Genomic DNA, 23,981 nt, shown 5'->3' on the forward strand with positions numbered 1-23,981 from the left:
TTTTTAATATGTATTACTTAATAGTTTACCGTCTTTATAACACCAACGCAATTGATAAGCTAGACGGGGCTACTCTGATAACGTGATGCCGTGCAATTCATTCAAAGCGCTTGCATAGATTGTAAATTTTTGTGCATCACCTGCATCTAAGGCCTCATTGATCGCTTGCTCCAATTGCTCAATTCGTTCTTGCCGAAGTTTTTCATCAACAAAGTGGTTGACTGTTTGTTGTTCGTCCGCACTAAGTTTTTGCTCCAACTTGAAGGGATTTTCTTCATGGACGCGAGCATATTGTGGTGCAAGCATCGCGTTCGGAAAATCAATATCGAGATACAGCTCCTGCTCTGGATGCATCCGAATATCATGAAAAGCTTTTTGAGGGTCAGTCGTTACAAGCTGCTGTTTAAAAAACAAAAACGGTTCTTGTTTCTCAGTGTCGGTCGAGATTAATAACGCCCGTTCGCATTTGGTACTATCTGAGACAAAATGAACACTTGCCAATAAGGTGTCATCTCCTTTTAAAAATTCCAATAAGATGCGCACCTCTGGCACGTGAATCCGAAAATGTTGTATAAACCACGTTAAAAAGTCGCGTTTTTCCGTCACTGTAATCGCCACGGTCCTCACTCCTATTCGTTATCGTCTAAGTAACTCACTTCTTGTAAAATTTCGGCATCATCTGGTTGAAGCGCTAAATACTTCGTCCACAGCTCAAGTGCTTTTGCTGTTTGCCCCTCTTCACGCATAAAGTAACCATAGTCTTTTAAGAACAGTGGATTTTCTGCATAACGTGCATACGCTTTTTCAAACGCTGCCGCTGCCTTATCAAATTCCTCTAATTCTTTATACGCAATAGCTGAATCCCAGTCCAATTGCGGATCGATTTCTTCATTTTCTTGTTCCATCCATGAACTCAAATCAATCACTGCCGCAAAGTCTGCTTGTTTTAAGAACAGTTTGTTTAGAGTGAGCGCGGCTTCCATGAAATGAGGGTCAAGCACTAGTGTTTCACGTAAGTACTTTTCAGCAGCCTCTTGATCATCTAATTTAAGGGCAATTTTTCCACCTTCAAAGTAAAGCTCTTTGTTGAAGTTATCAAGCACTGTTCCTTCTTTAATCACCGTGAATGCTTCGACTAATTTATTTTCATGTTCATAGGCTTTCGCTAAGTACGGATAAAGTGAGGTATAGTTTGGATCCAATTCTTTTAATTGGTTAAAGGCTTCAATTGAACGAACCATTTTATGCGCCTGGAAGGCCGTAAAAGCTAAACCAAATAAGGTATCGACATTAGCATGTTGGTCCAATGCTGCTTCATAATGGCTCATTGCTTCTTCAAATGACCCACCACTGCTGTAACATTCTGCTAAGCGTTGTTGAATGAGGACCCCTGATACTTCATCAATGCCTGCTTCAAGAACAGTATTATAGTAGTTAATCGCGTTAACGAAACGACCCATTTGATTGTAATGTTCACCGAGGGCAAAATCAATAATAGGTTCTTCTGGTACCATATCTTTTGCTTCTAATAATTTTTGTTCGGTTACTTCGAACAAACCTTGTGATTGATACAAATCAGCTAATACTAATAACGCCCGTGGGTAGCTGTCGTCTTCTGGATGTACTTGGTCTAGGTATGTCAACGCCGTATCTTCATCATCGCGGTCAACATTTATTTCAGCTAGGGCAACGAGTAACTCACCTTCACCGGGATAATTAATCAGTAATGTTCCATATAAAGCTTCTGCCTCATCTAAAAAACCGAGTTGGAGAAGTTGTTCTGCTAAATCATATTGTTCTTCATCATTGTCGTTCTCCAGTGCCTTGTTAAGATAAACATGTGCACCTTCTAAATCATCATTATGTAGCGCTTCAATCATTTTCATACCATATGCCATTTATTTCAAATCCTTTCTCTTGCTCATGGTTACTAATTGTACCATATTATGACAAAAAAAGACTGTCGCCTGTTTAGAAAAATTATTAGGCGGAAAAAGACAGCCATCACGTAGTGTGGCTGTCTCAGACTGAAGATAAACGAGAGGATATAACAACGTTTCTTTTCAGTCAAGTCATCTTTTCGCCAAAGTCACTTGAACGAACGTTCAAAGTAAAACCAGTTTAATTCGACTTTGTCTCAAATTGTCGTTTAATCCGTTAGGGGTTTGATTAAACATTTATTTTGCCAACTCAGCAATATCCTCAAAAAAGGTCGGGTACGACACGGTAATCGCTGCCGCATCCGCCAATTCGACAGGTTCACTTGCAATTAAACCTGCCACCGCTAACATCATCCCAATACGGTGATCACCATGTGAGGAGACCAGCCCACCATGTAAGGGGGTTGGTCCGTTAATAATTAAGCCGTCCGCGGTTGGGATAATATCGGCCCCTAACGTTTGTAATTCTGTTGCGACAGTATCAATGCGGTTTGTTTCTTTCACCTTCAGTTCTTCGGCATTTTTAATGACGGTCGTACCTGTTGCCTGTGTTGCCAGTAAGGCAATAATCGGCAGTTCATCAATCAAGCGTGGAATAAGACTGCCGCCGATTTCAGTTGCCGTTAATTTGGCAGTGCTCACTGTTAAATCCGCCATTGGTTCTCCGGTAGTCTTGTTTGCTGTTTGCGTAATGTTTGCGCCCATTTGCGCCAACACCTCAAGAATACCCGTTCGAGTTGGATTAACGCCGACATTGGTCAACCTCACCTGTGAATTGGCAACCAAGCTTGCTGCCACTAAAAAGAAGGCTGCTGATGAAATATCACCTGGTACATAGACGTCTTGTCCTTGTAATTCCGGCTGTTTTTTTAACGTAAGTGTTAAACCATCAATCGCAATTTCACCACCAAATTGTTGCAACATCCGTTCGGTATGGTCACGCGATTTTTCTTTTTCAACAACGGTTGTCTCCGTCTCGCTTTGCATTCCCGCAAATAAAATAGCGGACTTCACCTGTGCACTGGCAACTGGCATGTCGTAATGAATACCTCTTAGTTGCGAATGACCGTTCACTTCTACCGGTGCCAATCCACCAGGCTGTGCTTTTAGCGTGGCTTGCATCAGTGTTAACGGTGCAATGACACGGTTCATCGGTCGTTTTTGAATCGACAGATCACCGGTTAAGCGACTCGTGAATGGACGGCCTGCTAAAATACCCATCATGAGACGAATCGTTGTGCCTGAGTTGCCTACATCGAGAATATCTGTTGCCTGTCGGAGCGCAGCAATCCCTTGCCCATGCACGCGGACACAGTCAGCCTCAAGTTCAATGGCAACCCCTAACTGGCGAAAAACGGCAATTGTACTTAAACAATCGTCTCCCTTTAAAAAATGACGAATCGTTGTTTCACCCTTCGCCAATGCACCAAACATAATCGCTCGGTGTGAAATCGACTTATCACCCGGCACTTCAATCGTGCCGTTTAATTGTTGTACTCGTGTTATTGTTCTCATCGCTTAACCTCTATTCTAGGACGCTGCATTCAAATGACGTCGCTTGTTCAATGACTTGTTTGGCGCGTTGACGCTCTTGTGTAGACTGAAAACTAATCTGTAAAATCCCCATAATATCCTCGCGCGTTTCGACAACACGAATGTTCGTCAAACTAATATGAGCAGCCGCAAGGACGCTTGTTACTTCTGAAATCACACCAGGATAATCGGGGATATCAATCAACAGGTCACTATAGCCGTGTAAGGCATGACGCTGTTTATTCGGTAACTCCTCGCGGTACGTTTTAGCTTCGGCAAAAAAGGCATGGATGGCTTCTTCATTACCATTGGCAACAAGTGCTTGTATCAAGGCTACTTCATTTTGCCACATCGCCAACAATTCAACGAGGTTGTCGCGGTTTTCTAAGATGATGTCGGTCCACATTTTGGGGTTACTTGCAGCAATCCGGGTCACATCCCGAAACCCACCCGCAGCCAGCTGAATCGTCTGTGGCAATCGTTTCGTATATTTAGCGGTTTGTTGAATCAGTCCGGCGGCAATTAAATGCGGTAAATGACTAATCATTCCCACCATTTGATCATGTTGCTGCGCTGAACTAATTAAAAAATGGGCCTTTGTTCCTTCTAAGTAATGTTGCAATTCTGGAATACGGGCAGCCGCACGATCATTGGCAGGTGTGAGCATGTAGAGGGCGTTTTCAAATAATATCGCCTTCGCCGCTTGCACACCACTCTTATGTGAGCCCGCCATTGGATGACCGCCAATAAACGTATAATCCTGTGCCGTTAAAACCGCGGCTGTCTGTTCGACCGTTGCCTTCGTACTGCTCGTATCGGTAATAATCACCGTTTGTTGCAGAGGGAGTTGGGCTAAATGCTGAATCATCGCCTTCGTTTGTCGGACTGGCGCTGCTAACACAATCACATCCGCTTGCGAAGCCTGGGCATCAAAATCAGTTGCCACCTCATCAATCACACCTAGACGCAATGCTTCTGCTAAGGTTGCTAGATGGGCATCATGACCAATAATTCTCACATCGGGTGCTCCACGTTTAACTGCTAACGCTAAGGAGCCGCCAATTAAACCGATGCCTATTAATAAAAGTCGTTTTGTCATTGTCACACCTCTTTTAATGTTAAATCCGGGCGCAACTGTACCGCTTCGTTTTGGTAAACGTGATGGATGGCCGCCTGTTCCAGATCACTGTCACAGTGAACCATCACACGAATACAGAGTGGTAAGGCATTTGGTACCGACATTTCAAGCATGTCAATCACTGGCACATACTCAAAACCTTTAAAGGAACGAACAAACTTGGCCGGAAAACAAGCAGTGACATCTGCTGTTGCAGAAAAGAACACTGAGCTAATCTGTTCTGCTTGCAACTGGTTCCTCTCAATTATTTCGGTTAGTAAGGCCACCGTTGCCGTTTCAATGGCTGCGGTTGTATTTTGAGCAATTGTCGTTGCCCCTCGAATCCCTCTCATCATCTCGTTCGCCTCGCTCTTCTATGTTTTAGTGCATTGCTTCAAATGCTTCTGCTAACTGTGTTTTCGTCACAACTTGTGAAATCGGTTGACCGACCGCGTTCAACAAAACAAAATGAATCGCTTGATAGGTTGTCTTTTTATCGTGCATCATTTTATCATACAATTGTTCGAAGGTCAGTGTTGGTGGTAATGAAAAGTCATAGCCGAGCTTTTCGGCCCAGTGTTGCCATCTGGTGACATCAAACTGCAAACCGGTTAGTTGCTGTGATAATAATAAGGCGAATTTCATGCCAATCATGATTGCTTCACCATGGAACCAGTGTTTGAAATCACCAGCTGCTTCGACCGCATGGCCAAATGTATGCCCAAAATTGAGATAGGCACGGATGCCTTGTTCACGCTCATCTTCGGCAACGATATCGGCCTTAATTTGAATCCCTTTGGTTAAAAATGGTGTCATGTCGCGCGCGTATAACGAGGCGCAATTTTGATAATTAGCCATCACTTCGGCTAACAAAGTGGCATCGGCAATTAGTCCGTGTTTGATTAACTCGGCAAAGCCTGATCGCATTTGGCGTTCAGGCAAGGACGCCAATAAACTTGTATCGTAATAAACTGCCTGCGGTTGATGAAAGGCACCAACGATGTTTTTAGCTAAGGGATGATTGATAGCGGTCTTGCCACCAACAGCACTATCATGTGCTAAGACAGTGGTTGGCAGTTGGATAAAATCAATGCCGCGCATGTATGAGGCGGCCACAAAGCCGGCTAAATCGCCGACTGCTCCACCACCTAAGGCGACGATAACGCTTTTACGGTCCAAGTTATGGCTAATCATATGTGTCATCGCCGCTTCGTAGATTGCAAATGTTTTAGCAGACTCGCCGTTTGGTGTCACAAACGGCAACACACTATTGCTGCTGTTCTGTAACCAGTCACAAACTTCTTTATACAAGATGGATACATGCTGATCGGTGATGACTAATACATGTGAATAGTTGGCCAACAATCCCTCTATCGTCTTTTTTTGTTGTTGCAAACAGTTTTGCTCAACGACAACAGGATAACTAGCCGTTGCCGTTTTCACTGTAATCGTAGGCATTTTAAAACTCCTTTGCGCTTTGACGTCTGGCTGCGACTTCACGTTTTAAATCAGCTAAGGTCGCGTGTGAAAACTCTTCTAAAATCGCGTTGGCAACTTCCCAAGCAACCACATGCTCAGCTACGACACTCGCCGCTGGCACAGCACACGAATCAGAACGTTCAACGCTCGCTTTAAATGGTTCTTTTGTATCAATATCAACACTTTGGAGTGGACGGTATAACGTCGGAATTGGTTTCATCACACCACGGACGACAATCGGCATTCCAGTTGACATTCCCCCCTCAAATCCACCTAAATGATTCGTCCGACGGCTATAACCGTCTGTTTCGTTGTAAAGGATTTCATCCTGCACTTCACTACCAGGAATGTTAGCCATTTCAAAACCTAGGCCAAATTCAACCCCTTTAAAGGCATTGATACTCATTACTGCTGCCGCAATGCGGGCATCCAGTTTACGATCATAATGAACGTAGCTGCCGATGCCTTCAGGCACGTTATCTACCACAACTTCAACTAAACCACCGATTGTATCACCATCACGACGCGCTTGGTCCATCCGTGCTTTCATTTGTTCATTGGCTTCTTCATCTAAGGTACGCGTTTCGGATTGTTCAGCCCGTGCTTGAATTTCACTAGCTGTTAGTTGTGAAATATCAACAGTCGCTGTCACACCACCAATTTTACGTACATGACTCGCAACGGTAATGCCTAATTCACTTAATAGTTGTTTGGCAACTGAACCAGCTGCCACTCGCATCGTCGTTTCACGTGCTGACGAGCGTTCTAAGACATTTCGTAAATCACGGTGCCCATACTTGATACCACCGACTAAATCAGCGTGACCGGGACGTGGGCGTGTTACAGTACGTTTCACCACCACATCGTCAGCGATTGGTTCACTGCCCATTTCTTTTAACCAATGACGGTAATCGAGGTTTGTCACTGCTAAGGCAACAGGTGAACCTAAGGTTTTGCCATGACGTACACCGGCTGTGATTGCCACCTGATCTTTTTCGATTTTCATACGTCCACCACGCCCATAGCCACCTTGACGTCGTTTTAAGTCTTTGTTTATATCTTCAGCAAGGATCGTAAAACCTGCTGGTAACCCTTCAATAATCGTTGTAAGTTGTGGACCATGTGATTCTCCTGCGGTTAAATATCTCATCGTTTAACACTCCTGTTCTTTATCGCTTTAAAGTATATTAGTAGTTTAGCATAATTTAGAAACTGCTTCAACCTAGTATACCCTTTTTTGCCAATTATCGAAATAGTAAGTCTATTTAATGACGTAAAAAAAGTCCGACAGCTGCAACATCTCCGTTACCTTTGCCCGACTTTCTGTTATTCTTTAACCAATTTGTTCTGTTTTGTTAAAAAACAAACCAATTTCACGCGCTGCACTTTCAAGTGAATCTGAGCCATGCACGACGTTTAATGATGTATCCGTCGCAAACCGACCACGAATTGATGCTAAATCGGCCTCTAAATGATTCGTCTTCCCATTCAATTTACGACCTACTGCCACAGCATTTTCCCCTTGCCAAATCATCGCAAAAACTGGACCTGAAGTAATGAATGTAATTAATTTTGCATAAAAAGCCTTACCTTCGTGTTCAGCGTAATGCTGTTTGGCAAGTTCTTCCGAAATCACCATTAATTTTGCTGCCTTAAGTTGCAAGCCTTTTTGTTCGTATTGTTTGATAACTTCCCCTATTAACTGACGCTTTACACCATCAGGTTTAACCATAATAAATGTTTGTTCCATGACTATGCACCCCTTTATTTAAACTCATCCGTTGCTATCAGACTCGATTGTTACCTACGTTTAATCGTCGCGATCTAATAAATAATTAGTAATTTGACGTAACGGCTTTGTTGCTGTTGGGTTTTGAAATGAATCAAGAATCGCAACTGCTTTCCGTAAGTATTGTTCACTCACAAGCTGTGCTTGTTCAATCGCGCCACTTGAGCGGATGGCTGTTAATACCGCTTGTAGCTCTGCTGGTGATGTTGTTTCATTGACACTTGCTATTTGCGCCTGTATGAGAGGGTTCTTCATCGCCAACAAGGCCGGTAAAGTGATGTTCCCTTGGCGTAAATCTTCACCGACTGGTTTGCCAATTGCAGCCGCTGTCATCGTATAATCTAAAATGTCATCTCTAATCTGAAAAGACATACCGACATAATAGCCAAACAAATACAGTTTCTTCGCATGTTGCTCAAGCCCACCGGCAATTGCACCTAATTGGCAGCTAGCTGCGATCAGCACCGCGGTTTTACGTTTAATGCGACGTAAGTACACACGTATGTTTTGTGTGGCATCGTATTGATAGCGGATTTGTTCAATCTCACCTAAGCTCAATTCATAGGTTGTTTGACTCAAAATCTGATGAATTTGCGGGTTACCCATTTGAGCAACACTTTCCAAACTTTTAGCAAAGAGATAATCGCCTGCATACATGGCGATATGATTATCCCATTTCGCCTTGACCGATATTTTGCCGCGACGCATGTCTGAATCATCGACCACATCATCATGTAAAATTGACGCCGAGTGAATTAATTCAATCGCAACAGCGAGTTTCATTGCAGCGGCTTGATTAATTTTACCGAGCCGGGCACATAGCAGCACAAAAATCGGACGGATACGTTTGCCACCTGCTGCTAACAATTGATTCGCCGCTTGTTCAATGATCGGTGATTCTTCCGATTCGACAAGATTAAGGAGCGCTTTATCAATTGTTTTTAAGTCTTTTTTCAAGCTGGCATAAAGACTCATTAAATCCAACATTTTTTTTGCCATTTAACTTTTCTTCACACCCATGTGCGTTGCAGCAGCGCCACCCGAAAATGATTTATACGTCACTGCCACAAAACCTGCTTTCACGAACAACTGTGCCAATCGTTCTTTATCGGGAAACAGACGTGTCGAATCATTTAACCAAGCGTATTCTTTATAACTCTTAGCAAAAACACGTCCAAATAACGGCATTACATATTTAAAATAACCAAAGTATAGTTGACGGTAACCCGGCATGGTTGGTTGTGAGGTTTCTAAACAAGCCAATAAGCCGCCTGGTTTTAACACCCGGTTAATTTCTTGTAAAACCGTTAAGTAGTCAGGGACATTTCGCAACCCAAAACCAATTGTTACATAGTCAAAGCTGTTATCAGCAAATGGCAATTCCATTGCATTACCTTCAATTAATGTAATGTTATCGAAGGCAGAGGCATCGACCTTTTTTTGTCCTTCAGCTAACATATTGGCTGAAAAATCAAAACCGGTAACATCACCCGTTGGCCCAACAGCCTCGGCCATTGATAAGGTCCAATCAGCCGTACCACAACATACATCCAAGGTTTTGGAACCTGGTTTAATCATCATGTCTGACATCGTTTGTTTCCGCCAACCTTTATGCAATTGAAAGCTGATAACCGCGTTCATTTTATCATAACCGGGCGATACTTTTTCAAACACATCATGTACTTTTTCGAGTTTTGACTGTTGATCTAATTCTTCTTTACTCATAATTTAACGGTCTCCCCTTTACTATTCGGATCAATGAGGTTGTTTAAATGCGTCTTTAACTGCACACTCACGGTTCCTTCTTCAGCTTGTTTCAACGCAGTCGCCAACTTAGCGACTAACGTTTCAATCAGACTTTGTCGCTGTTCTATTTGAGTATCAATCAGACGTGTTGGACGCTGTTTTAACCGGGCCAAAGCAAGTGCCCATTGATAGATTGTTTGTTGCTGTTGCGTAAAGCCAAAGTAGCCTGCTAATGACGTATGAATGAGCGACTCCGTCACCATTAATTGGCCTAAATCGCCCTTGGTCTGTGGCAGTTGTTCGTAATAATTGGCCCGTACTTGATTGATGTCACCAATTGCCTGTGAAAAGATAGCGAGTAAATCTTCATTCGCTAGCTTAGCTAATTCACGGTAATATAAACCGCTATAATAATCTCCTGCTAACACAGCCAGTTGACGCTCTTTGCGTATTGCTTCGGTCGCTAAGGTCCCTTCACTCACAGCTTCATGAATGTCGAGCGCTTGTTTAATGAGTAGGGTTGCACACATAATTTGCGAACGCTTCTCAACTGATGGTTGCTGCTGGACAATTTCATAGGTGACCAGCACTTCGGTTAACGTGCTTTGGGGCACTTGAAAATGCTGTTCTAAATAGGGGTAGTCTGCTCGCTTGCGAATATATGACAAGATGTTATTCACATCGTCGGTTGTTTGTTGGAACATCTTATCCCCCTTTCTAAACGGTTACTTAATCATATTCAATAATTCAAGACGTGCAGCATCATTGTCAGCATAATGGCCTCGTGCTGCTGTCGTAATTGTCACTGCTCCTGGCTTTTTAACACCGCGCATCGTCATACACATATGTTCGGCTTCAACAAAGACGTACACACCCGCTGCCTTGAGTTCAGTCATAATCATTTCCGCCACCGTCACTGTAATACGTTCTTGGACTTGGGGACGCTTACTTATTTCTTCGACAATTCGTGCCAGTTTGCTTAAACCGACGACCTTACCATTTTGAGGTAAATAGGCAATACTAACTGTTCCAAAAAAAGGAACAAGATGATGTTCACAGACGGAATAAAATGGAATATCTTTGACTAAGACCATTTCACTGTATGGCTCATCAAACACGGTCGTTAAATGCTGTTTAGCATCGGTGTGAAGACCGCTAAAAATTTCTTCATACATACGCGCTACACGCATTGGCGTATCGATTAAACCTTCTCTTGTCGGATCTTCGCCAACAGCTTCTAAAATACTTTTCACTGCGGCTGCGATTTTTTCTTTATTAACAGTCATAGACACCTTCTCCACCTTATAAAATACTTCTAATACATCATATCATACACCCTTTTAGAAATAAATACGTCTTTCTACTGTCTCACTGACTTACCGTTATCTTAAAAGCATTTTATAAACTGCTGTTTTGGGAGATAAATTATAACCGCTACACTTAAACCATTAGCTAGCGCGACTTAGGCAAAAAAAAAAGAACTGCCGAGGCAGTTCTTAACACTATCTGTAAAATATGTAATTATTTTACAGCATCTTTAAGTGCTTTACCTGGTTTGAAAGCAGGTACTTTACTTGCTGGAATTTGGATTTCTTTACCAGTTTGTGGGTTACGGCCTTTACGAGCTGCACGATCACGAACTTCAAAGTTACCAAAGCCAATTAATTGAACTTTTTCGCCTTTAGCTAAAGTGTCTTGAATAGAAGCGAAAACAGCTTCTACCGCTTTAGTTGCGTCTTTTTTAGATAATTCTGTTGCTTCTGCAACACTGTTTACTAAATCTGTCTTGTTTGCCATTGTATGTTTTCACCTCCTTGAAAAAGGATAATTAAAAATCGTACGGTTTGAAAAATCAAGTGATTTAAAAAACTTAATTTCATTAAAAGATTATCACATAAACCTTGTCACTGCAAGTGATTAGACGTTTTTTAAGCGTTTTCACACCTTTTAGACTATATAATGACTAGTTTTAGCTTAATATTCGCTTTTTTTCTGGCGACCCATCAGCTCATCGACTGCGACAGTAGGGGATTTCTCATCATACAAAATACCGTAAATCGCCTCGGTAATCGGCATTGAAATCTGCAGTTTTTTTGCCCACAAATAAACAGCTTCGGTTGTGCGAACTCCTTCAACAATCATACCAACTGATGCCAACACTTCCGTTAACGTTTCACCTTTACCTAAACGATAACCAGTTTGCCAGTTACGTGAATGTTGACTCGTACAAGTGACAATCAAATCACCGATGCCTGTTAAGCCCGAAAAAGTTTCTTCCTCCGCACCGACGGCTTCACCAAGACGAATAATTTCGCGCATGCCACGCGTAATTAAAGCGGCTTTGGCATTGTCGCCATTACCGACACCATCAGATATTCCGGCACCGAGGGCAATGATGTTTTTTAAGGCACCACCAATTTCTGTACCGATAATATCATGGTGGGTATAAACCCGTAAATTCAAATTAGAAAAGGCATTTTGAACAAGCTTTGCAGCCGACTCATCTGTTGAAGCTGCTGTTAGTGTTGTTGGCATCCGCCGACACACTTCTTCGGCGTGACTTGGGCCAGACAAAGCGACAACCGCCGCCACGAGTGACGGTGTCATTGCATCAGTAATAATCTCCGAGATTCGTAAATTCGTTTCTGGTTCGATTCCTTTACTGACATGAACAACAACCACGGGATGATCAAGCTGCGTATTAATTGACGCAATCACTTCACGAATCGCCTTTGTCGGCACTGCCAACACGAGTATATCAATGTCTCTTAAAACCGTTGCCATTGATGCAGTCGCTTTTAAATTAGTTGGTAGTTCGACATCAGGTAAGTATTTCTGATTACGGTGTTGATCATTAATTTCCACGGCGGCAGCCTCACGATGAGACCACATTGTGACGTCCACTTGGTTATCGGCTAATACAGAAGCTAAGGCAGTACCCCAGCTCCCTGTACCTAACACTGCAATTTTACTCATTATAATCACCCTTCATTCACATGAATTTATTTACGTTGACGAGAAATCAAACGAATCGGTGTCCCTTCAAACGTGAAGACATCACGAATACGGTTTTCTAAGAAACGTTGGTAAGAGAAATGCATTAACTCTGGGTTATTGACAAAGACAACGAAGGTTGGCGGTTGAATTGCCACCTGTGTTGCGTAATAAATACGTAAACGTTGGCCTTTATCTTGCGGTGCTGGGTTAATCGCAACGGCATCGGTAATAACTTCATTCAAGACGCTTGATTGCACGCGCATTGAGTGACTGTTATACACATCGTTAATGATTGGGAACAATTTAGGTAAACGTTGTTTCGTTAAAGCTGACACAAAAATGATTGGCGCATAATCCAAGAAGATAAATTGTTCACGAATATCAGTTGTGAATTTATCCATTGTTTTATTGTCTTTATCCAATGTGTCCCATTTATTAACAACGATAATAATCCCACGGCCTGCCTCATGTGCATAACCGGCAATTTTTTTATCTTGTTCACGGATGCCTTCTTCAGCATTGATTACGACTAAAACAACATCTGAACGTTCAATCGCGCGCAATGCCCGTAAAATACTGTATTTCTCAGTATTTTCATAAACCTTACCTTTTTTACGCATACCGGCTGTATCAATCATCACGTACTCTTGATCATCAAACGTATGCGGTGTATCGATTGCATCACGCGTTGTACCAGCGATATCCGAAACGATGACACGTTCCTCTCCTAACATCGCGTTAATCAATGAAGATTTCCCAACGTTTGGACGGCCAATTAAACTAAATTTGATGGTACCTTCTTCGTATTCAATCTCATCTTTTTCAGGGAAGCTTGCGATTGCTTTATCAAGTAAATCACCAAGACCAAGACCATGTGAACCTGAAATCGGGTACGGTTCGCCAAATCCAAGTGCATAGAAATCATAAATTTCTGAACGCATTTCTGGATTATCGACTTTGTTAACTGCTAACACGACCGGTTTATTTGAACGATATAAAATTTTCGCAACAGCTTCATCAGCATCAGTGACACCTTCACGCCCGTTGACGATAAAAATAATGACATCCGCTTCTTCAATCGCGATTTCGGCTTGTTGACGAATTTGTTCCATAAACGGTTCGTCACTCAATTCAATCCCACCTGTATCGATGACGTTAAATTGTTGTGTTAACCACTCACTTGCTGAATAAATACGGTCACGAGTTACTCCGGCAACGTCCTCAACGATTGAGATACGTTCTCCGACAATACGGTTAAATATTGTTGATTTGCCGACGTTCGGACGGCCAACAATTGCTATTACTGGTTTTGCCATACAATCACCTTCTTTTCTTTACATTAATTAATAAAGCGCCTCACCTGTACTTCACACCGACTGAATCAATCACGTGTGATTAAAGACAAGAGAGACGCTTTACTATCATACAATTAGTCTTTTAAGTTCATTGCTTTCAGTTTATCAGCGTCAAATAATTCGCCTAAAGAGAAACCACTTTCTTCTTCTGGAAGTGTATATGATTCCACTGCTTTTTTAGTTGCTTTTGGTGCTTTTGGTGCTTTTTCTTCAACGACAGGTGCGTCAGTCAAAGCTTTGATTGATAAGCTAATACGACGTTCTGCTGTATCAACACTTAAGACTTTCACTGTTACAGCTTGTCCTTCTTTTAATACTTCTTGTGGCGTACCAATACGTTCGTGTGCAATTTCAGAAATATGCACAAGACCATCAACACCAGGTAAGATGTTAACAAAGGCACCAAAGGTCGTTAAACGAGCAACAGTTCCTTCTAACACATCATCAGGTGCTACTTGTTCAGCGATGTTATCCCAAGGTTGTGGTAATGTTGCTTTGATTGAAAGTGCTAAACGGTTTTTGTCTTTATCAACGCCGATTACTTTCACTTTCACTGTTTCACCAACAGTAACAACTTCGTTCGGGTTAGACACACGTTTGTTAGCCAATTGTGAAATATGCACAAGGCCATCAACGCCGTTAACTGTAACGAACGCACCAAAGTTTGTTAAACGAGCGACAGTACCTTCAACGATATCACCTTCGTTAATTGTTGCAAATAATTCAGCTTGTTTAACTGCTTTTTCTGCTTCAACAATTGCACGATGAGATAAAACAACGCGCCCTTTTTCTTGAACAAATTCAACAATTTTAACGGCCAATGTTTGACCTTTATATGATGAAAAATCTTCAACGAATTGATCAGATACTAATGAGCCTGGAATAAAGGCACGAATACCAACATTAGCCACTAACCCACCTTTAACAACTTCTGTTACTGTTGCATCAAAGATTGTACCGTTTTCGAATTTTTCTTTTAAGTCAGTCCAAGTTTCACCTTCAGCTGCTTTTGTTTTTGATAAAACGATTAAATCATCTTCAACACGTGTAACAACAAGTGTTAATTCGTCGCCAACCTTTACAAGTTCATGAGCATCTTCAACAGGTTCTACTGCTAATTCAGAAGCTGGTAATAACCCATCTTGTTTTGCATTTGGGATACTTACAAACACTTTTTTATTTTCAACACTTGATACAGTCGCTACAACAGTATCACCTTTTTTCAATTCAGCAATTTCAAACGTAAACATTTCTTCAGTCATTTCGTTCATCCTCTCTCTACCATCACTCTATTATCTGTTTAATATACAGTTATCCTTATTTTACCACAGTTTTACTGCAAATATAAAAACGTTTTTTTATGCGTGCAACTTTGTCTGAGCTAAATCATAAATCCGTGTGGATACTTCATCGATTGAAAGTGAAGTTGTATCCAATTCAATTGCGTCCTCTGCCTTTTTTAACGGCGCATGTTTCCGCGTGTAATCAAGGTTATCACGTGCTTCGATTTCTTCTTTTAAGAGTTCAAGTGGCACATGTTTATAACCTTTCGCCTTATTTTCATTAAAGCGACGAATCGCACGTTCATCGACTGATGCGAGTAAAAATATTTTCAATTCAGCGTTAGGGAGGACATTCGTACCGATATCACGACCGTCCATCACAACACCACCATCAGCAGCAAAGGCAAGTTGGCGTTTTTTCATTTCTTCACGTACACTCAACACTTGGGCCACGATTGAGACATTGTTTGTGACCGCTTCTGAGCGAATGGCGTCACTAACATCAACATTGTTTAAAAAAACACGTTGCCCACCATTCACTTCGTCAGGTGCAAACGTAATTGCAACTGTCGGTAAAAGGTGTTCTAACTCTGATTCACTTGACAATGTCACCTGTGCTTGTTGGGCCGCATACGTCAATGTTCGGTACATAGCTCCTGTATCTAAATATATATATCCTAAACGATTGGCAACAATTTTTGCCACTGTACTTTTACCGGCTGCAGCTGGTCCATCGATTGCTATACAAATTCCAGACATTTGCTCACTCTCTTTCCTCATCAAACTGTTATTTATCCACTAACTATAATACCTATCTTTGGTAGGATATGCAATAAAATTCAAAATGAATGCATTATCTAAAAAAAGCAAAACCACTCGCTGGGAGGGTTTTGCTTTTAGCAGACTGACTTCATTTTTTCTTCAGTAATTAAAGTCAAAACTGAGATGATTTCACTTCTATAACTAATTAGCCGGGATTGTCAACGTTGCGCCAACAGAAACAGTATTACCCGAAAGACCATTTGCATTGCGGATTAACGCTTGATTTTCTGCATTACCAGACCCGTAACTAATCAATGCGATATGATACAAGGTGTCACCAGCTTGTACTGTATAAGTTGATGCTGGTGTCTTTTCTTCACTTTCACTTGATTCTTCTGACGTACTTGTTTGAGCTGTTTCGGATTCACGTGCTTTAGCTGATTCTGCTGCTTTTTCAGCTTTCGCTCGTGATTCCGAAGCTAATCTTTCGTTTTCTTTCGCTTTTTTATCAGACTCAGCTTTGGCTTTTTCAGCTTTTTCTTTCGAAGCTTTTTCAGCTTTTGCTTCTTCTTTTGCTTTTTGAGCAGCAGTTACTGTTTCTTTCGAAGCTGCCGACGTGTTTTTCTCGATTACAACACTGCTATCTGATGACGTATCTTTCACAACGTCATTTTTATTTTCAGCATTTTCATGAACATAGGCATAAGTAATCAGACACGCGAGTGGAATGATGATAATGGCAATAAGCAACGTACTCAAAAAAGGATACTTAAAAATCACATTCTTCTTTTTTTGATTGCGTCGATTTGCGCGACTCAACTCATCCTCTGCAATCTTATTCTTTTCTTCTTTATAGTCGTCATTATTATAATTAGACATTTAGGCACCTCCATCATTATTACTATTTTTTCAATTATCGTATATATCCAGTATACTTTTAAAACAGGTTTTCAACAAGAAATATCCCTGTAAATATTACATTTTCTTTACAAATATTTCCCAAAGTGTCATTTTCCAATCTTTTTCTGCTATTAATTTAGGTCTTTTTTGCTGTTGGGCATATTTTTCGCGCTCTAGGCCACAATTATCACAACAATCTTCCGCCTGTTGAATCGGTTCTTCGTCAAAAAAGCGTAATAAACCATCTCGACGACAGTTTTGCGATCGTAGCCAATTAAAGTAGGCATCAATTTGGTTCTTTTTAACCGTTCTACGCTCCTTGACCACTTCCCAAATAGCCGCTGGACTGTAGCCCATTTCTTTATACGTCTTTAAGAAACGCCATTGTGTCTCACCGACCCAATGATTAATAAATGCTTCACTCGTATACGATTTTGGATTTAAAATCGTATCATAGTCTGGCAAATCACTTTGCGCGAGATTTTGAGCCAACTGGTAATCACTATCCAGATGACAAAGCGACAGACTGAGCGACAATTGACCATCTCGTCCTGCACGGCCCGCTTCTTGGATGAAACTCTCAATGTTTTGGGCGGGATGATAATGAATCACAAACCGGATATCGGGCACATCAATCCCCATCCCAAAGGCGCTCGTTGCACAAATGATATTTAATTGATGATGGGTAAACTGTTGCTGGATGGCGACCCGATCAGCGGGGTCCATGCGACCATGGTAATAGGCGACACTTAAATTGAGACGATCGGCTAACAGTTCACTCACTTCTTGGCATTTTTTGCGGCTACTAAAATAAATGATACCCGGCCCTTGCAAGCCTTGCACTGTTTTCAACAAGGTCTCATCCTTTTGTTTGCGAGTCTCACAGTTCACCACCTCATAGGCAATGTTGGGGCGATTAACACTGTAAATAAACTGCGTCATTTTTTCAAGCTGTAACACTTTTTGTGTTTCTGCTCGTACTTTTTTAGTTGCCGTCGCTGTCAACACCATTGTCACTGGCGTATTGAGCGCTGTGCGCACGTTGCCTAACTGCAAATAATCCGGTCTAAAGTCCGGCCCCCATTGTGCAATACAGTGGCCTTCGTCAATGACAAACAGACCGATAGTGTGCCGCTTGAATGCGGCTAACACATGGTCTTGCTGAATCATTTCTGGTGAGATAAAGATGAATTTATAGCGGTCTAACTCATTTAAAATCGTCGTTTTTTCGGCGGCATCTAAAAAGGAGTTCAAGGCGACAACTCGTTTTTCACCATAGACCTTCATCCGTTCAACCTGGTCTTGCATCAATGAAAGCAAGGGCGAAATAATGATAACCAGCCCTTCCCGCAAATAACCAGCTAGCTGAAAACAAACGGTCTTACCAGAACCAGTCGGTAACATCACAAAGGTGTTTTCACCTGCAACAGCGGCTTCAATTACTTCTTTTTGGCCGGTGCGAAAATGCTCAAAACCGAGATGTTGTTTTAGGGCTGTTTCAAGCATGATAACCTCCTTCTGATACGAGGCAAAGTTTCAACGTATCGTAACCTAATGCTGGAACAAAGTCACGGGCCGCCTTAAGTGACGTTGCCCGTTGCTGATTTAGTTTAAAGTAGGCAATGTTAGCAGCCGAAACAAAGCGCTCAAGTGGCAGAATTTGCAACCCAATCAGCTGCACGAAATGATCGACAATGGTTGATTGTTGCAGCCGTCTGCGTGGCTCAATTTCCCGCACAGGGACACCTGCCAATAAAAGTTGATGTGTTTGTTGGGCCGATTCTGTTAGTTGTAGTGCTCGGATCGGCACTAACTGTGCTAATAGCGGCCAACTTTTTGGATAGCGTTCTAATAAATCCATCATTTCTGACAGCCCTGCTAACCATTGTAAATTGCAACGTTCGGTAGGAATGTGTTGTTTTTGAGCTGATTGTTCGGCGGTTAAACCGATGATGGGACCGCCCGTTAAGCGATCAACAATGACATTCGGTGCGATTTCAATCGTTTCGAGTAAACTCATCAATTCATCATGATAACTTTTTGCTAAAGCGGTTTTATCGCCGCTCGCAGCTTTAAGCCACCACTGTTTACAATAGACTTGCACGCTCGTATCGCGCACAATCGGAAAATAATGGGCGATTTCTTGATGTGCATTGGCGGTCATCTGCGTGGTTAACTGCAAGGCCATTGCAAATAACGGTAGACGACGATGCCACCGCCAGCCATTAAGATGGCGATAATTCGTTTGTAAGGTAAAGTCTGACACCGCGCTCAAACCTTTATCAGTCAGTTGTAGACGGCCGTCCTCACGTTCAATTAAGGTCCCGGTTTCTAGCAACTGTTGGATGATTGTTTTTAAGGTCATAAAATGTTCGTTTTCAAGCACACCAAAAAACGGAAGGATGCGGTGCAAATAAATGTCAATCATGTTTTGACTCGTTTTATTCCCTTGTAAAATATCTGTCACTTGGCGCCGCTTTTTGGAGCCGTTTAATTGCCGCACAAGATCTAAGATTAACCGTTCATAATCCGTCATGTGACACCTCTCCTTCTCCCTCTAGTATAAACGAATCGACTGTATCCGTGAACAGTTAAGCGCTAAAACAACAAAACCCCAATGGCTGCAAGGCACATTGGGGCTGGTGTTAGCTAAAACGCTCGGGATTACCCTCGAAGCTGCACGTTGCAACTTTAACAGAGTCGCTTGGACAACTCATTTGGGCATCAATCACATCGTCTTCGTCCGCTTCGTTGACTGCGATAGTACCGCTATTATTATCATGCACCACATACGCAATGCCTTCATCGTCATAGTCATATATCTTGTCAGCACACACGCCACACATACCACAGGCGATACAGGTTGATTGATCAATAATTGTATAGACTGCCATTGTGTCACTTCCTTTTAAGTTTGCTTACGTTGTCGCTCAATCCATTTTTGCATCCGGCCAAACATTAACAGAAAGAGATAGCCGACAATCACTCCTTTGATAAGGTTGAATGGCATAATACTCACAACCACTGTTTTGGCATACGAGACACCTAAATCAAAATGCAATAATTTCAAGTAGACCGGTAAGAGGATGTAATAGTTAAACAACGACATAAAGACGGTCATTAAAACGGTACTCACACCGATGCCGGTTATTAACGCCTTTTTATTGCCTTTAAAGTGGCGGTAGATGTAGTGTGTCGGTAAGACATAGAGCAGCCCTGCCACAAAATTAGCAGCTTGACCAATCGGAAATGCCACTGGGCTACCAATCGTCATATAATTAATCACATTTTTGATAAAGAGAATCAACACGCCTGCCACCGGTCCAAAAATAAAGGCACCGAGCATGGCCGGGATATCACTAAAATCAATCGTGAGAAAATCGGGGAACACCGGTAACGGAAACTTAATTAATGTTAAGATGTACGCTAGCGCACTTAACATCGAGACACTGACAAGCATTTTTACTTTTGAATTTGTCATCCAAATTCTCTCCCTTGTTGTTCATCAAGTGAAGAGTTCTACAGTCTGAAACACGTTAAAATAAACAGCCTTTTAGTGACGTCTTATTTACACCTAAAAAAAATCCCCTTGGCCTCTTATTTTAGGCAAAGGGAAATAGGACCGCGTAACAGCCTGCGATCACATCTTCTCCCATCCTGACTATACAGTCGGTCGCGGACTTACACCGCATCAGCCTCTTTTGCAAGAAGGTCGTGGACTTTTACCACCGGTCGGGAATCACACCCTGCCCTGAAGATGAACGTTTTATTTTATTACTCCATCAGTATAGCATATCCGTTTAAATATTCAAGCCAGTTCGCTTACTTTTTGTAACTAATTATTAGAGCGGCAATTGGATCACTTCTTGTGCATCCGCAATTAGTACTGGATCGTGCGACGCATAGATGACTGGTGTGCCTTGCTGGGCAATCCGTTTTAACAGCTTAAAAACAAGGTCACGATTGGCATTATCCAAGTTGCCGGTTGGCTCATCAGCAAAGACAATCCGTGGCTTCGTCAGTAAGAGGCGGGCTAACGCAACTCCTTGTTGCTCGCCTCCGCTGAGCGTATGCACTTTTTTCAGTAAAAAATCGCCTCTTAAACCGACTTGTTCAATCGCTTCCCGGTAAGCCAATAACCGCCCTTGTTTCTTTAACGGACTAAAGCGAGTCGCGAGTCGCCAGCGCCAAATTATCAACAACACTTTCTTCTTCAACGAGACCATAATTTTGAAAGACATAGCCAAATTCCAGACGGAAGGCACGCACTTGTTTTTGCGTTGTAATCGCTTCGCCATCAAACAGTATCCGCCCCTGCGTCGGCGTTTCAATCAGACTGATGAGATTTAATAGCGTTGTTTTTCCTGAGCCACTGACACCGGTTAAACACGTTAATCCAGGGGCTGAGCTTGTTAAATTTGTTTCGCGAATAACGGTGGTTTTGTCATATTGTTTCATCACATTTTCAAGCTCAATCATTGCCTTCACCTCTTCTTTTGTTTAAATGAATACTAATTAAAACACCTTGCAGACCAATCATCAACAGCAGCAGCGGCACAAACGCACTTCGATAAAACAGTAGCATTGCCAAAGAGAGGACAACAATGTCTAGCCCCATCCATTTCACGTAATGATGCGCTAAAATGCTCAGCAAGGACGAACCATAGTATGTTTCCAAGATGATTTTACGTTTGTGGCGCTCAAATAAGGCATAGTTAAAGCTTAAAAAGGCAAAGACAATGGTCATGATGGTTAAGCCGAGTAAACTGGTATAAAAAAAGACCCGTTGTTCGTGTTGTCGCAGTTGTGCCGCGCGTTGATCATAGACCGGGGTAATTGTTTGAATCAACTCACGAATGCCACTGTCGACTAGCTTTGCTTGCCACTGCCCCGTATCTATATGGGCGTCATGACGGATTAAAAACATGTTGCGGGTCATGATGGAATAATACACGCTTGCGGCTAAATTCCCGGTGTCTACCGTCACAATCGGGTCGGGAATCTGATTGGCCGTTTCATCATAGATCGGAGACAACTCATAGGCTGAAAATAAAAAATCCGCTGCAAATCGCTCATGAATCGTTTCTTCCTCATCCTTGTATTTTACTGGCACGAGTAGATTGAGTGTGTAAGGTGCCGTCACGATATCGGCCTTACCGACCGCTTTGCCATCGGTTTGATAGATTGTGTGACGGTTTAAATACGTCGCATTCACCGTAATGGTATTGCCTTCATCGGGATCAATTTGCGCCTCAGCGCTACGGAGTTGCCATTTTTCATCATCTTGATAATGAGGGGCATCAATAATCATCAAGTTAGTGGCGTTCTCAAGGTAAACGTCTTCACTTTTTCTTCATACGGTTGCAAGGCCTCGTAGTCCTGCGTCATAAACTGGGCACTGAATTGATCAACCGCCTTGGTTTGCTGCCACAGTGCATTTGCTTGCTGACTTTTTTTAATCGCTGAGTAATGGCTGACTGACTGTTTGACAAACAGTGGCAACACGATTAAAAAGATAATCAAAGTCACTTTACTAACAATCAGCACCGACAAGGTCGGTTTTTTCGCTTTAATGTAAAGGTGACAATGGTTGGCACGATTGACGATAAGTAGCCAACTGAGTGTCACACTCACAATTAAGCACATTAGCAGCAGAATTGCACATCCCACAAAGACTAGCGTTTGGGTGAGATTGCTTCAACTCTGATAACGCCAAAGCAGCAACGTACACATCAGCACACTCCCGCTACCAACTCCGATTGCCAATTGACGATAAAACAGCTGCATTATTTTTTGTAATTGTTGGCCTTTACGATAGCCCATCACCTGCATTAAGGCGCTTTTTTTCGATTGTTGAATCAACATAAAAATCAAAGCATAGGTCGTCATCGACAAACAGAGCAGAACGATAGCAATTAACAACGGTTCAGTGATAAAGGCGATTAAAAAATAAAGATTTCCCAGGAAATTTTCGTCAACAGCTACATTTGCTTGGAGGACGGTTGCTAATTGGGTTTTCGCCTTTGCCAGCTCCGCTGTTGTCCCTCGCAAATAATAGGTGCCATCGGTGCCACTTTCACTGAGCTGTGCTAACAACTTTAGCTCGATTGTTTGCCGTTGATCAAACCACTTAAAATCACCACGTTGATTAGATAAACGCCCATCTGTTTTGTTGGCTCCGTTCGTATTCGCGATAAATCGCTCTGGTGCATTCGTATAAAGGAGCATGTTGGTGGCCGATTGCCAAACAACTTTAGTCACTTCTACCTTTGTGTCACGAGCAACCGTTTGTAAGCCTGTCACTTTTTTGCCAAAGGTAGTGCTTGTTTATCTGGCTGTTCTGATAGGACAATCACTGTTTCAGCATCGCTATATAACAACTTGTTTTGATTAAATAGATTTGCCCAGTAAAGCGCAATCAAAAAGAACACAATGATTTGTAGCACTAAGGTTGTTTGGATGAGTTTTTTCATTGTTCGTTCTCCTCCTTCTAACAAGCGTTGAGACAACTATAATAGCTGCACTCATCTAATAGTCGTTCGACAACTCTCGTTCCCTTAGTTTAGCAAGTAAAGGGAGGAAACGACATCAACGCACCGTTGTTTTAACGCAACGTTCCGTTGTTATTTGTTAAATAAGACTAAACTACAAAGATAGAGCAACAAAGAAAAATTTAGACCTGCAAACAAAATCGTGTAATGACGGATGTACATTGGTTTCAGCCAAGGTCTCACCATCACGTAACTGCCTATTAAAAACAGCAGTAACAACAGTACGAGCGGCAGTTGCTGTTGTAATAGATTCAAAGTCATAATCAAACAACTGCTGACGACGGGATTACACCAGAGCCACCCAGTAGGCACAGGCAGCGCTGGCTCTGATTCATTCAGTGGTCCGAGCAATTGTTCAAAGGATACATCGAGAAAGAGCGCTAACTGATATAAACTTCCCACATCCGGCATACTCTTATTCGTTTCCCATTTAGAAATTGTTTGTGGTGTTACATGTAGGTGCTGTGCCACAAATGCTTGTGAATAGCCTTTTAATTTGCGATATTTCCGAATGTTTGCCCCTAACATC

29 protein-coding genes and 1 riboswitch are annotated in these 23,981 nt (G+C 42.2%); all 29 genes read right to left on the reverse strand.

From position 1 onward, the window contains the following. Positions 1–69 precede the first annotated feature (69 nt). Positions 70–618, reverse strand: coding sequence for a YpiB family protein (locus tag ACJYYY_RS08470; RefSeq protein WP_035313447.1), 549 nt, complete (start codon positions 616–618; stop codon positions 70–72). A gap of 11 nt (positions 619–629) precedes the next feature. After that, positions 630–1,898, reverse strand: a complete 1,269-nt coding sequence (locus ACJYYY_RS08475; protein WP_035313449.1) for a lipopolysaccharide assembly protein LapB — start codon at positions 1,896–1,898, stop codon at positions 630–632. Positions 1,899–2,177: 279 nt separating this feature from the next. Next, the gene (aroA, locus tag ACJYYY_RS08480; protein ID WP_408868828.1) at positions 2,178–3,455 is read right to left on the reverse strand and encodes a 3-phosphoshikimate 1-carboxyvinyltransferase; all 1,278 of its coding nucleotides are present in this window, start codon (positions 3,453–3,455) and stop codon (positions 2,178–2,180) included. Between the two features lie 10 nt (positions 3,456–3,465). Beyond that, a complete protein-coding gene (locus ACJYYY_RS08485; protein ID WP_035313451.1) occupies positions 3,466–4,572 on the reverse strand; it encodes a prephenate dehydrogenase in 1,107 nt (368 codons plus the stop codon). 2 nt (positions 4,573–4,574) lie between these two features. After that, the gene (gene aroH, locus ACJYYY_RS08490) at positions 4,575–4,946 is read right to left on the reverse strand and encodes a chorismate mutase (RefSeq protein WP_035313453.1); all 372 of its coding nucleotides are present in this window, start codon (positions 4,944–4,946) and stop codon (positions 4,575–4,577) included. A gap of 25 nt (positions 4,947–4,971) precedes the next feature. Next, the gene (gene aroB / locus ACJYYY_RS08495) at positions 4,972–6,048 is read right to left on the reverse strand and encodes a 3-dehydroquinate synthase (RefSeq protein WP_408868829.1); all 1,077 of its coding nucleotides are present in this window, start codon (positions 6,046–6,048) and stop codon (positions 4,972–4,974) included. A gap of 1 nt (position 6,049) precedes the next feature. Further along, entirely contained in the window at positions 6,050–7,219 is a 1,170-nt protein-coding gene (aroC, locus tag ACJYYY_RS08500) for a chorismate synthase (protein ID WP_035313455.1), read from the reverse strand. A 183-nt stretch (positions 7,220–7,402) separates the two neighbouring features. Next, positions 7,403–7,819, reverse strand: coding sequence for a nucleoside-diphosphate kinase (ndk, locus tag ACJYYY_RS08505; RefSeq protein WP_408868830.1), 417 nt, complete (start codon positions 7,817–7,819; stop codon positions 7,403–7,405). A gap of 60 nt (positions 7,820–7,879) precedes the next feature. Then, the gene (locus ACJYYY_RS08510; protein WP_232217897.1) at positions 7,880–8,857 is read right to left on the reverse strand and encodes a polyprenyl synthetase family protein; all 978 of its coding nucleotides are present in this window, start codon (positions 8,855–8,857) and stop codon (positions 7,880–7,882) included. After that, positions 8,858–9,583: a demethylmenaquinone methyltransferase gene (locus ACJYYY_RS08515; RefSeq protein ID WP_408868831.1), complete on the reverse strand. Its 726-nt coding sequence runs from the start codon at positions 9,581–9,583 to the stop codon at positions 8,858–8,860. Further along, the gene (locus tag ACJYYY_RS08520) at positions 9,580–10,308 is read right to left on the reverse strand and encodes a heptaprenyl diphosphate synthase component 1 (RefSeq protein WP_035313457.1); all 729 of its coding nucleotides are present in this window, start codon (positions 10,306–10,308) and stop codon (positions 9,580–9,582) included. The genes ACJYYY_RS08515 and ACJYYY_RS08520 overlap by 4 nt, the downstream gene beginning before the upstream one ends. 21 nt (positions 10,309–10,329) lie before the next feature. Next, a complete protein-coding gene (folE, locus tag ACJYYY_RS08525) occupies positions 10,330–10,890 on the reverse strand; it encodes a GTP cyclohydrolase I FolE (RefSeq protein ID WP_408868832.1) in 561 nt (186 codons plus the stop codon). Positions 10,891–11,125: 235 nt separating this feature from the next. Continuing rightward, positions 11,126–11,401, reverse strand: coding sequence for an HU family DNA-binding protein (locus ACJYYY_RS08530; protein ID WP_035313461.1), 276 nt, complete (start codon positions 11,399–11,401; stop codon positions 11,126–11,128). Between the two features lie 177 nt (positions 11,402–11,578). Further along, positions 11,579–12,586, reverse strand: coding sequence for an NAD(P)H-dependent glycerol-3-phosphate dehydrogenase (locus ACJYYY_RS08535; RefSeq protein ID WP_408869240.1), 1,008 nt, complete (start codon positions 12,584–12,586; stop codon positions 11,579–11,581). Positions 12,587–12,606: 20 nt separating this feature from the next. Further along, positions 12,607–13,917, reverse strand: a complete 1,311-nt coding sequence (gene der, locus ACJYYY_RS08540; RefSeq protein ID WP_035313464.1) for a ribosome biogenesis GTPase Der — start codon at positions 13,915–13,917, stop codon at positions 12,607–12,609. A 113-nt stretch (positions 13,918–14,030) separates the two neighbouring features. Next, positions 14,031–15,218 (reverse strand): 30S ribosomal protein S1, encoded by a 1,188-nt coding sequence (rpsA, locus tag ACJYYY_RS08545; protein ID WP_035313466.1) that lies wholly within the window; start codon positions 15,216–15,218, stop codon positions 14,031–14,033. A 96-nt stretch (positions 15,219–15,314) separates the two neighbouring features. Beyond that, the gene (gene cmk / locus ACJYYY_RS08550; protein WP_035313468.1) at positions 15,315–15,998 is read right to left on the reverse strand and encodes a (d)CMP kinase; all 684 of its coding nucleotides are present in this window, start codon (positions 15,996–15,998) and stop codon (positions 15,315–15,317) included. 204 nt (positions 15,999–16,202) lie between these two features. After that, positions 16,203–16,880 (reverse strand): LysM peptidoglycan-binding domain-containing protein, encoded by a 678-nt coding sequence (locus tag ACJYYY_RS08555; protein ID WP_408868833.1) that lies wholly within the window; start codon positions 16,878–16,880, stop codon positions 16,203–16,205. Between the two features lie 96 nt (positions 16,881–16,976). Beyond that, the gene (locus ACJYYY_RS08560; RefSeq protein ID WP_051456829.1) at positions 16,977–18,407 is read right to left on the reverse strand and encodes an ATP-dependent DNA helicase RecQ; all 1,431 of its coding nucleotides are present in this window, start codon (positions 18,405–18,407) and stop codon (positions 16,977–16,979) included. Beyond that, positions 18,400–19,437: a helix-turn-helix domain-containing protein gene (locus ACJYYY_RS08565; protein WP_035313472.1), complete on the reverse strand. Its 1,038-nt coding sequence runs from the start codon at positions 19,435–19,437 to the stop codon at positions 18,400–18,402. Before ACJYYY_RS08565 ends, ACJYYY_RS08560 begins: the two co-directional genes overlap by 8 nt. A gap of 109 nt (positions 19,438–19,546) precedes the next feature. Beyond that, positions 19,547–19,795 (reverse strand): ferredoxin, encoded by a 249-nt coding sequence (locus tag ACJYYY_RS08570; RefSeq protein ID WP_035313474.1) that lies wholly within the window; start codon positions 19,793–19,795, stop codon positions 19,547–19,549. A 14-nt stretch (positions 19,796–19,809) separates the two neighbouring features. After that, a complete protein-coding gene (locus ACJYYY_RS08575) occupies positions 19,810–20,382 on the reverse strand; it encodes an ECF transporter S component (RefSeq protein ID WP_035313475.1) in 573 nt (190 codons plus the stop codon). A gap of 159 nt (positions 20,383–20,541) precedes the next feature. Continuing rightward, positions 20,542–20,664: riboswitch (FMN riboswitch) on the reverse strand. Positions 20,665–20,743: 79 nt separating this feature from the next. Further along, positions 20,744–21,100 (reverse strand): ATP-binding cassette domain-containing protein, encoded by a 357-nt coding sequence (locus ACJYYY_RS08580; RefSeq protein ID WP_198015684.1) that lies wholly within the window; start codon positions 21,098–21,100, stop codon positions 20,744–20,746. Continuing rightward, entirely contained in the window at positions 21,063–21,380 is a 318-nt protein-coding gene (locus ACJYYY_RS08585; RefSeq protein ID WP_051456831.1) for an ATP-binding cassette domain-containing protein, read from the reverse strand. The genes ACJYYY_RS08580 and ACJYYY_RS08585 overlap by 38 nt, the downstream gene beginning before the upstream one ends. Further along, a complete protein-coding gene (locus ACJYYY_RS08590) occupies positions 21,373–22,215 on the reverse strand; it encodes a hypothetical protein (protein ID WP_156921110.1) in 843 nt (280 codons plus the stop codon). The genes ACJYYY_RS08585 and ACJYYY_RS08590 overlap by 8 nt, the downstream gene beginning before the upstream one ends. Then, positions 22,212–22,547 (reverse strand): hypothetical protein, encoded by a 336-nt coding sequence (locus ACJYYY_RS08595; RefSeq protein ID WP_035313479.1) that lies wholly within the window; start codon positions 22,545–22,547, stop codon positions 22,212–22,214. Before ACJYYY_RS08595 ends, ACJYYY_RS08590 begins: the two co-directional genes overlap by 4 nt. A 51-nt stretch (positions 22,548–22,598) precedes the next feature. Next, positions 22,599–23,204 (reverse strand): hypothetical protein, encoded by a 606-nt coding sequence (locus ACJYYY_RS08600; protein ID WP_035313482.1) that lies wholly within the window; start codon positions 23,202–23,204, stop codon positions 22,599–22,601. Continuing rightward, complete coding sequence (locus tag ACJYYY_RS08605) at positions 23,201–23,374, reverse strand: hypothetical protein (protein ID WP_156921114.1); 174 nt, start codon at positions 23,372–23,374, stop codon at positions 23,201–23,203. The genes ACJYYY_RS08600 and ACJYYY_RS08605 overlap by 4 nt, the downstream gene beginning before the upstream one ends. A gap of 150 nt (positions 23,375–23,524) precedes the next feature. Continuing rightward, positions 23,525–23,980: a helix-turn-helix domain-containing protein gene (locus ACJYYY_RS08610; RefSeq protein ID WP_051456832.1), complete on the reverse strand. Its 456-nt coding sequence runs from the start codon at positions 23,978–23,980 to the stop codon at positions 23,525–23,527. Position 23,981 lies beyond the last annotated feature (1 nt).

Source organism: Brochothrix campestris (assembly GCF_046058945.1).
In the GTDB taxonomy this organism is placed as follows: Bacteria; Bacillota; Bacilli; order Lactobacillales; family Listeriaceae; genus Brochothrix; species Brochothrix campestris.

Excerpts from the sequence above, each read along its gene's own strand:
- ACJYYY_RS08475 (WP_035313449.1), bottom strand. The coding sequence starts at position 1,898 with ATGGCATATGGTATGAAAATGATTGAAGCGCTACATAATGATGATTTA.
- aroA (WP_408868828.1), bottom strand. The coding sequence starts at position 3,455 with ATGAGAACAATAACACGAGTACAACAATTAAACGGCACGATTGAAGTG.
- ACJYYY_RS08485 (WP_035313451.1), bottom strand. The coding sequence starts at position 4,572 with ATGACAAAACGACTTTTATTAATAGGCATCGGTTTAATTGGCGGCTCC.
- aroH (WP_035313453.1), bottom strand. The coding sequence starts at position 4,946 with ATGATGAGAGGGATTCGAGGGGCAACGACAATTGCTCAAAATACAACC.
- aroB (WP_408868829.1), bottom strand. The coding sequence starts at position 6,048 with ATGCCTACGATTACAGTGAAAACGGCAACGGCTAGTTATCCTGTTGTC.
- aroC (WP_035313455.1), bottom strand. The coding sequence starts at position 7,219 with ATGAGATATTTAACCGCAGGAGAATCACATGGTCCACAACTTACAACG.
- ndk (WP_408868830.1), bottom strand. The coding sequence starts at position 7,819 with ATGGAACAAACATTTATTATGGTTAAACCTGATGGTGTAAAGCGTCAG.
- ACJYYY_RS08510 (WP_232217897.1), bottom strand. The coding sequence starts at position 8,857 with ATGGCAAAAAAAATGTTGGATTTAATGAGTCTTTATGCCAGCTTGAAA.
- ACJYYY_RS08515 (WP_408868831.1), bottom strand. The coding sequence starts at position 9,583 with ATGAGTAAAGAAGAATTAGATCAACAGTCAAAACTCGAAAAAGTACAT.
- ACJYYY_RS08520 (WP_035313457.1), bottom strand. The coding sequence starts at position 10,308 with ATGTTCCAACAAACAACCGACGATGTGAATAACATCTTGTCATATATT.
- folE (WP_408868832.1), bottom strand. The coding sequence starts at position 10,890 with ATGACTGTTAATAAAGAAAAAATCGCAGCCGCAGTGAAAAGTATTTTA.
- ACJYYY_RS08530 (WP_035313461.1), bottom strand. The coding sequence starts at position 11,401 with ATGGCAAACAAGACAGATTTAGTAAACAGTGTTGCAGAAGCAACAGAA.
- der (WP_035313464.1), bottom strand. The coding sequence starts at position 13,917 with ATGGCAAAACCAGTAATAGCAATTGTTGGCCGTCCGAACGTCGGCAAA.
- rpsA (WP_035313466.1), bottom strand. The coding sequence starts at position 15,218 with ATGACTGAAGAAATGTTTACGTTTGAAATTGCTGAATTGAAAAAAGGT.
- cmk (WP_035313468.1), bottom strand. The coding sequence starts at position 15,998 with ATGTCTGGAATTTGTATAGCAATCGATGGACCAGCTGCAGCCGGTAAA.
- ACJYYY_RS08555 (WP_408868833.1), bottom strand. The coding sequence starts at position 16,880 with ATGTCTAATTATAATAATGACGACTATAAAGAAGAAAAGAATAAGATT.
- ACJYYY_RS08560 (WP_051456829.1), bottom strand. The coding sequence starts at position 18,407 with ATGCTTGAAACAGCCCTAAAACAACATCTCGGTTTTGAGCATTTTCGC.
- ACJYYY_RS08565 (WP_035313472.1), bottom strand. The coding sequence starts at position 19,437 with ATGACGGATTATGAACGGTTAATCTTAGATCTTGTGCGGCAATTAAAC.
- ACJYYY_RS08570 (WP_035313474.1), bottom strand. The coding sequence starts at position 19,795 with ATGGCAGTCTATACAATTATTGATCAATCAACCTGTATCGCCTGTGGT.
- ACJYYY_RS08575 (WP_035313475.1), bottom strand. The coding sequence starts at position 20,382 with ATGACAAATTCAAAAGTAAAAATGCTTGTCAGTGTCTCGATGTTAAGT.
- ACJYYY_RS08585 (WP_051456831.1), bottom strand. The coding sequence starts at position 21,380 with ATGATTGAGCTTGAAAATGTGATGAAACAATATGACAAAACCACCGTT.
- ACJYYY_RS08595 (WP_035313479.1), bottom strand. The coding sequence starts at position 22,547 with ATGTGCTTAATTGTGAGTGTGACACTCAGTTGGCTACTTATCGTCAAT.
- ACJYYY_RS08605 (WP_156921114.1), bottom strand. The coding sequence starts at position 23,374 with ATGAAAAAACTCATCCAAACAACCTTAGTGCTACAAATCATTGTGTTC.
- ACJYYY_RS08610 (WP_051456832.1), bottom strand. The coding sequence starts at position 23,980 with ATGTTAGGGGCAAACATTCGGAAATATCGCAAATTAAAAGGCTATTCA.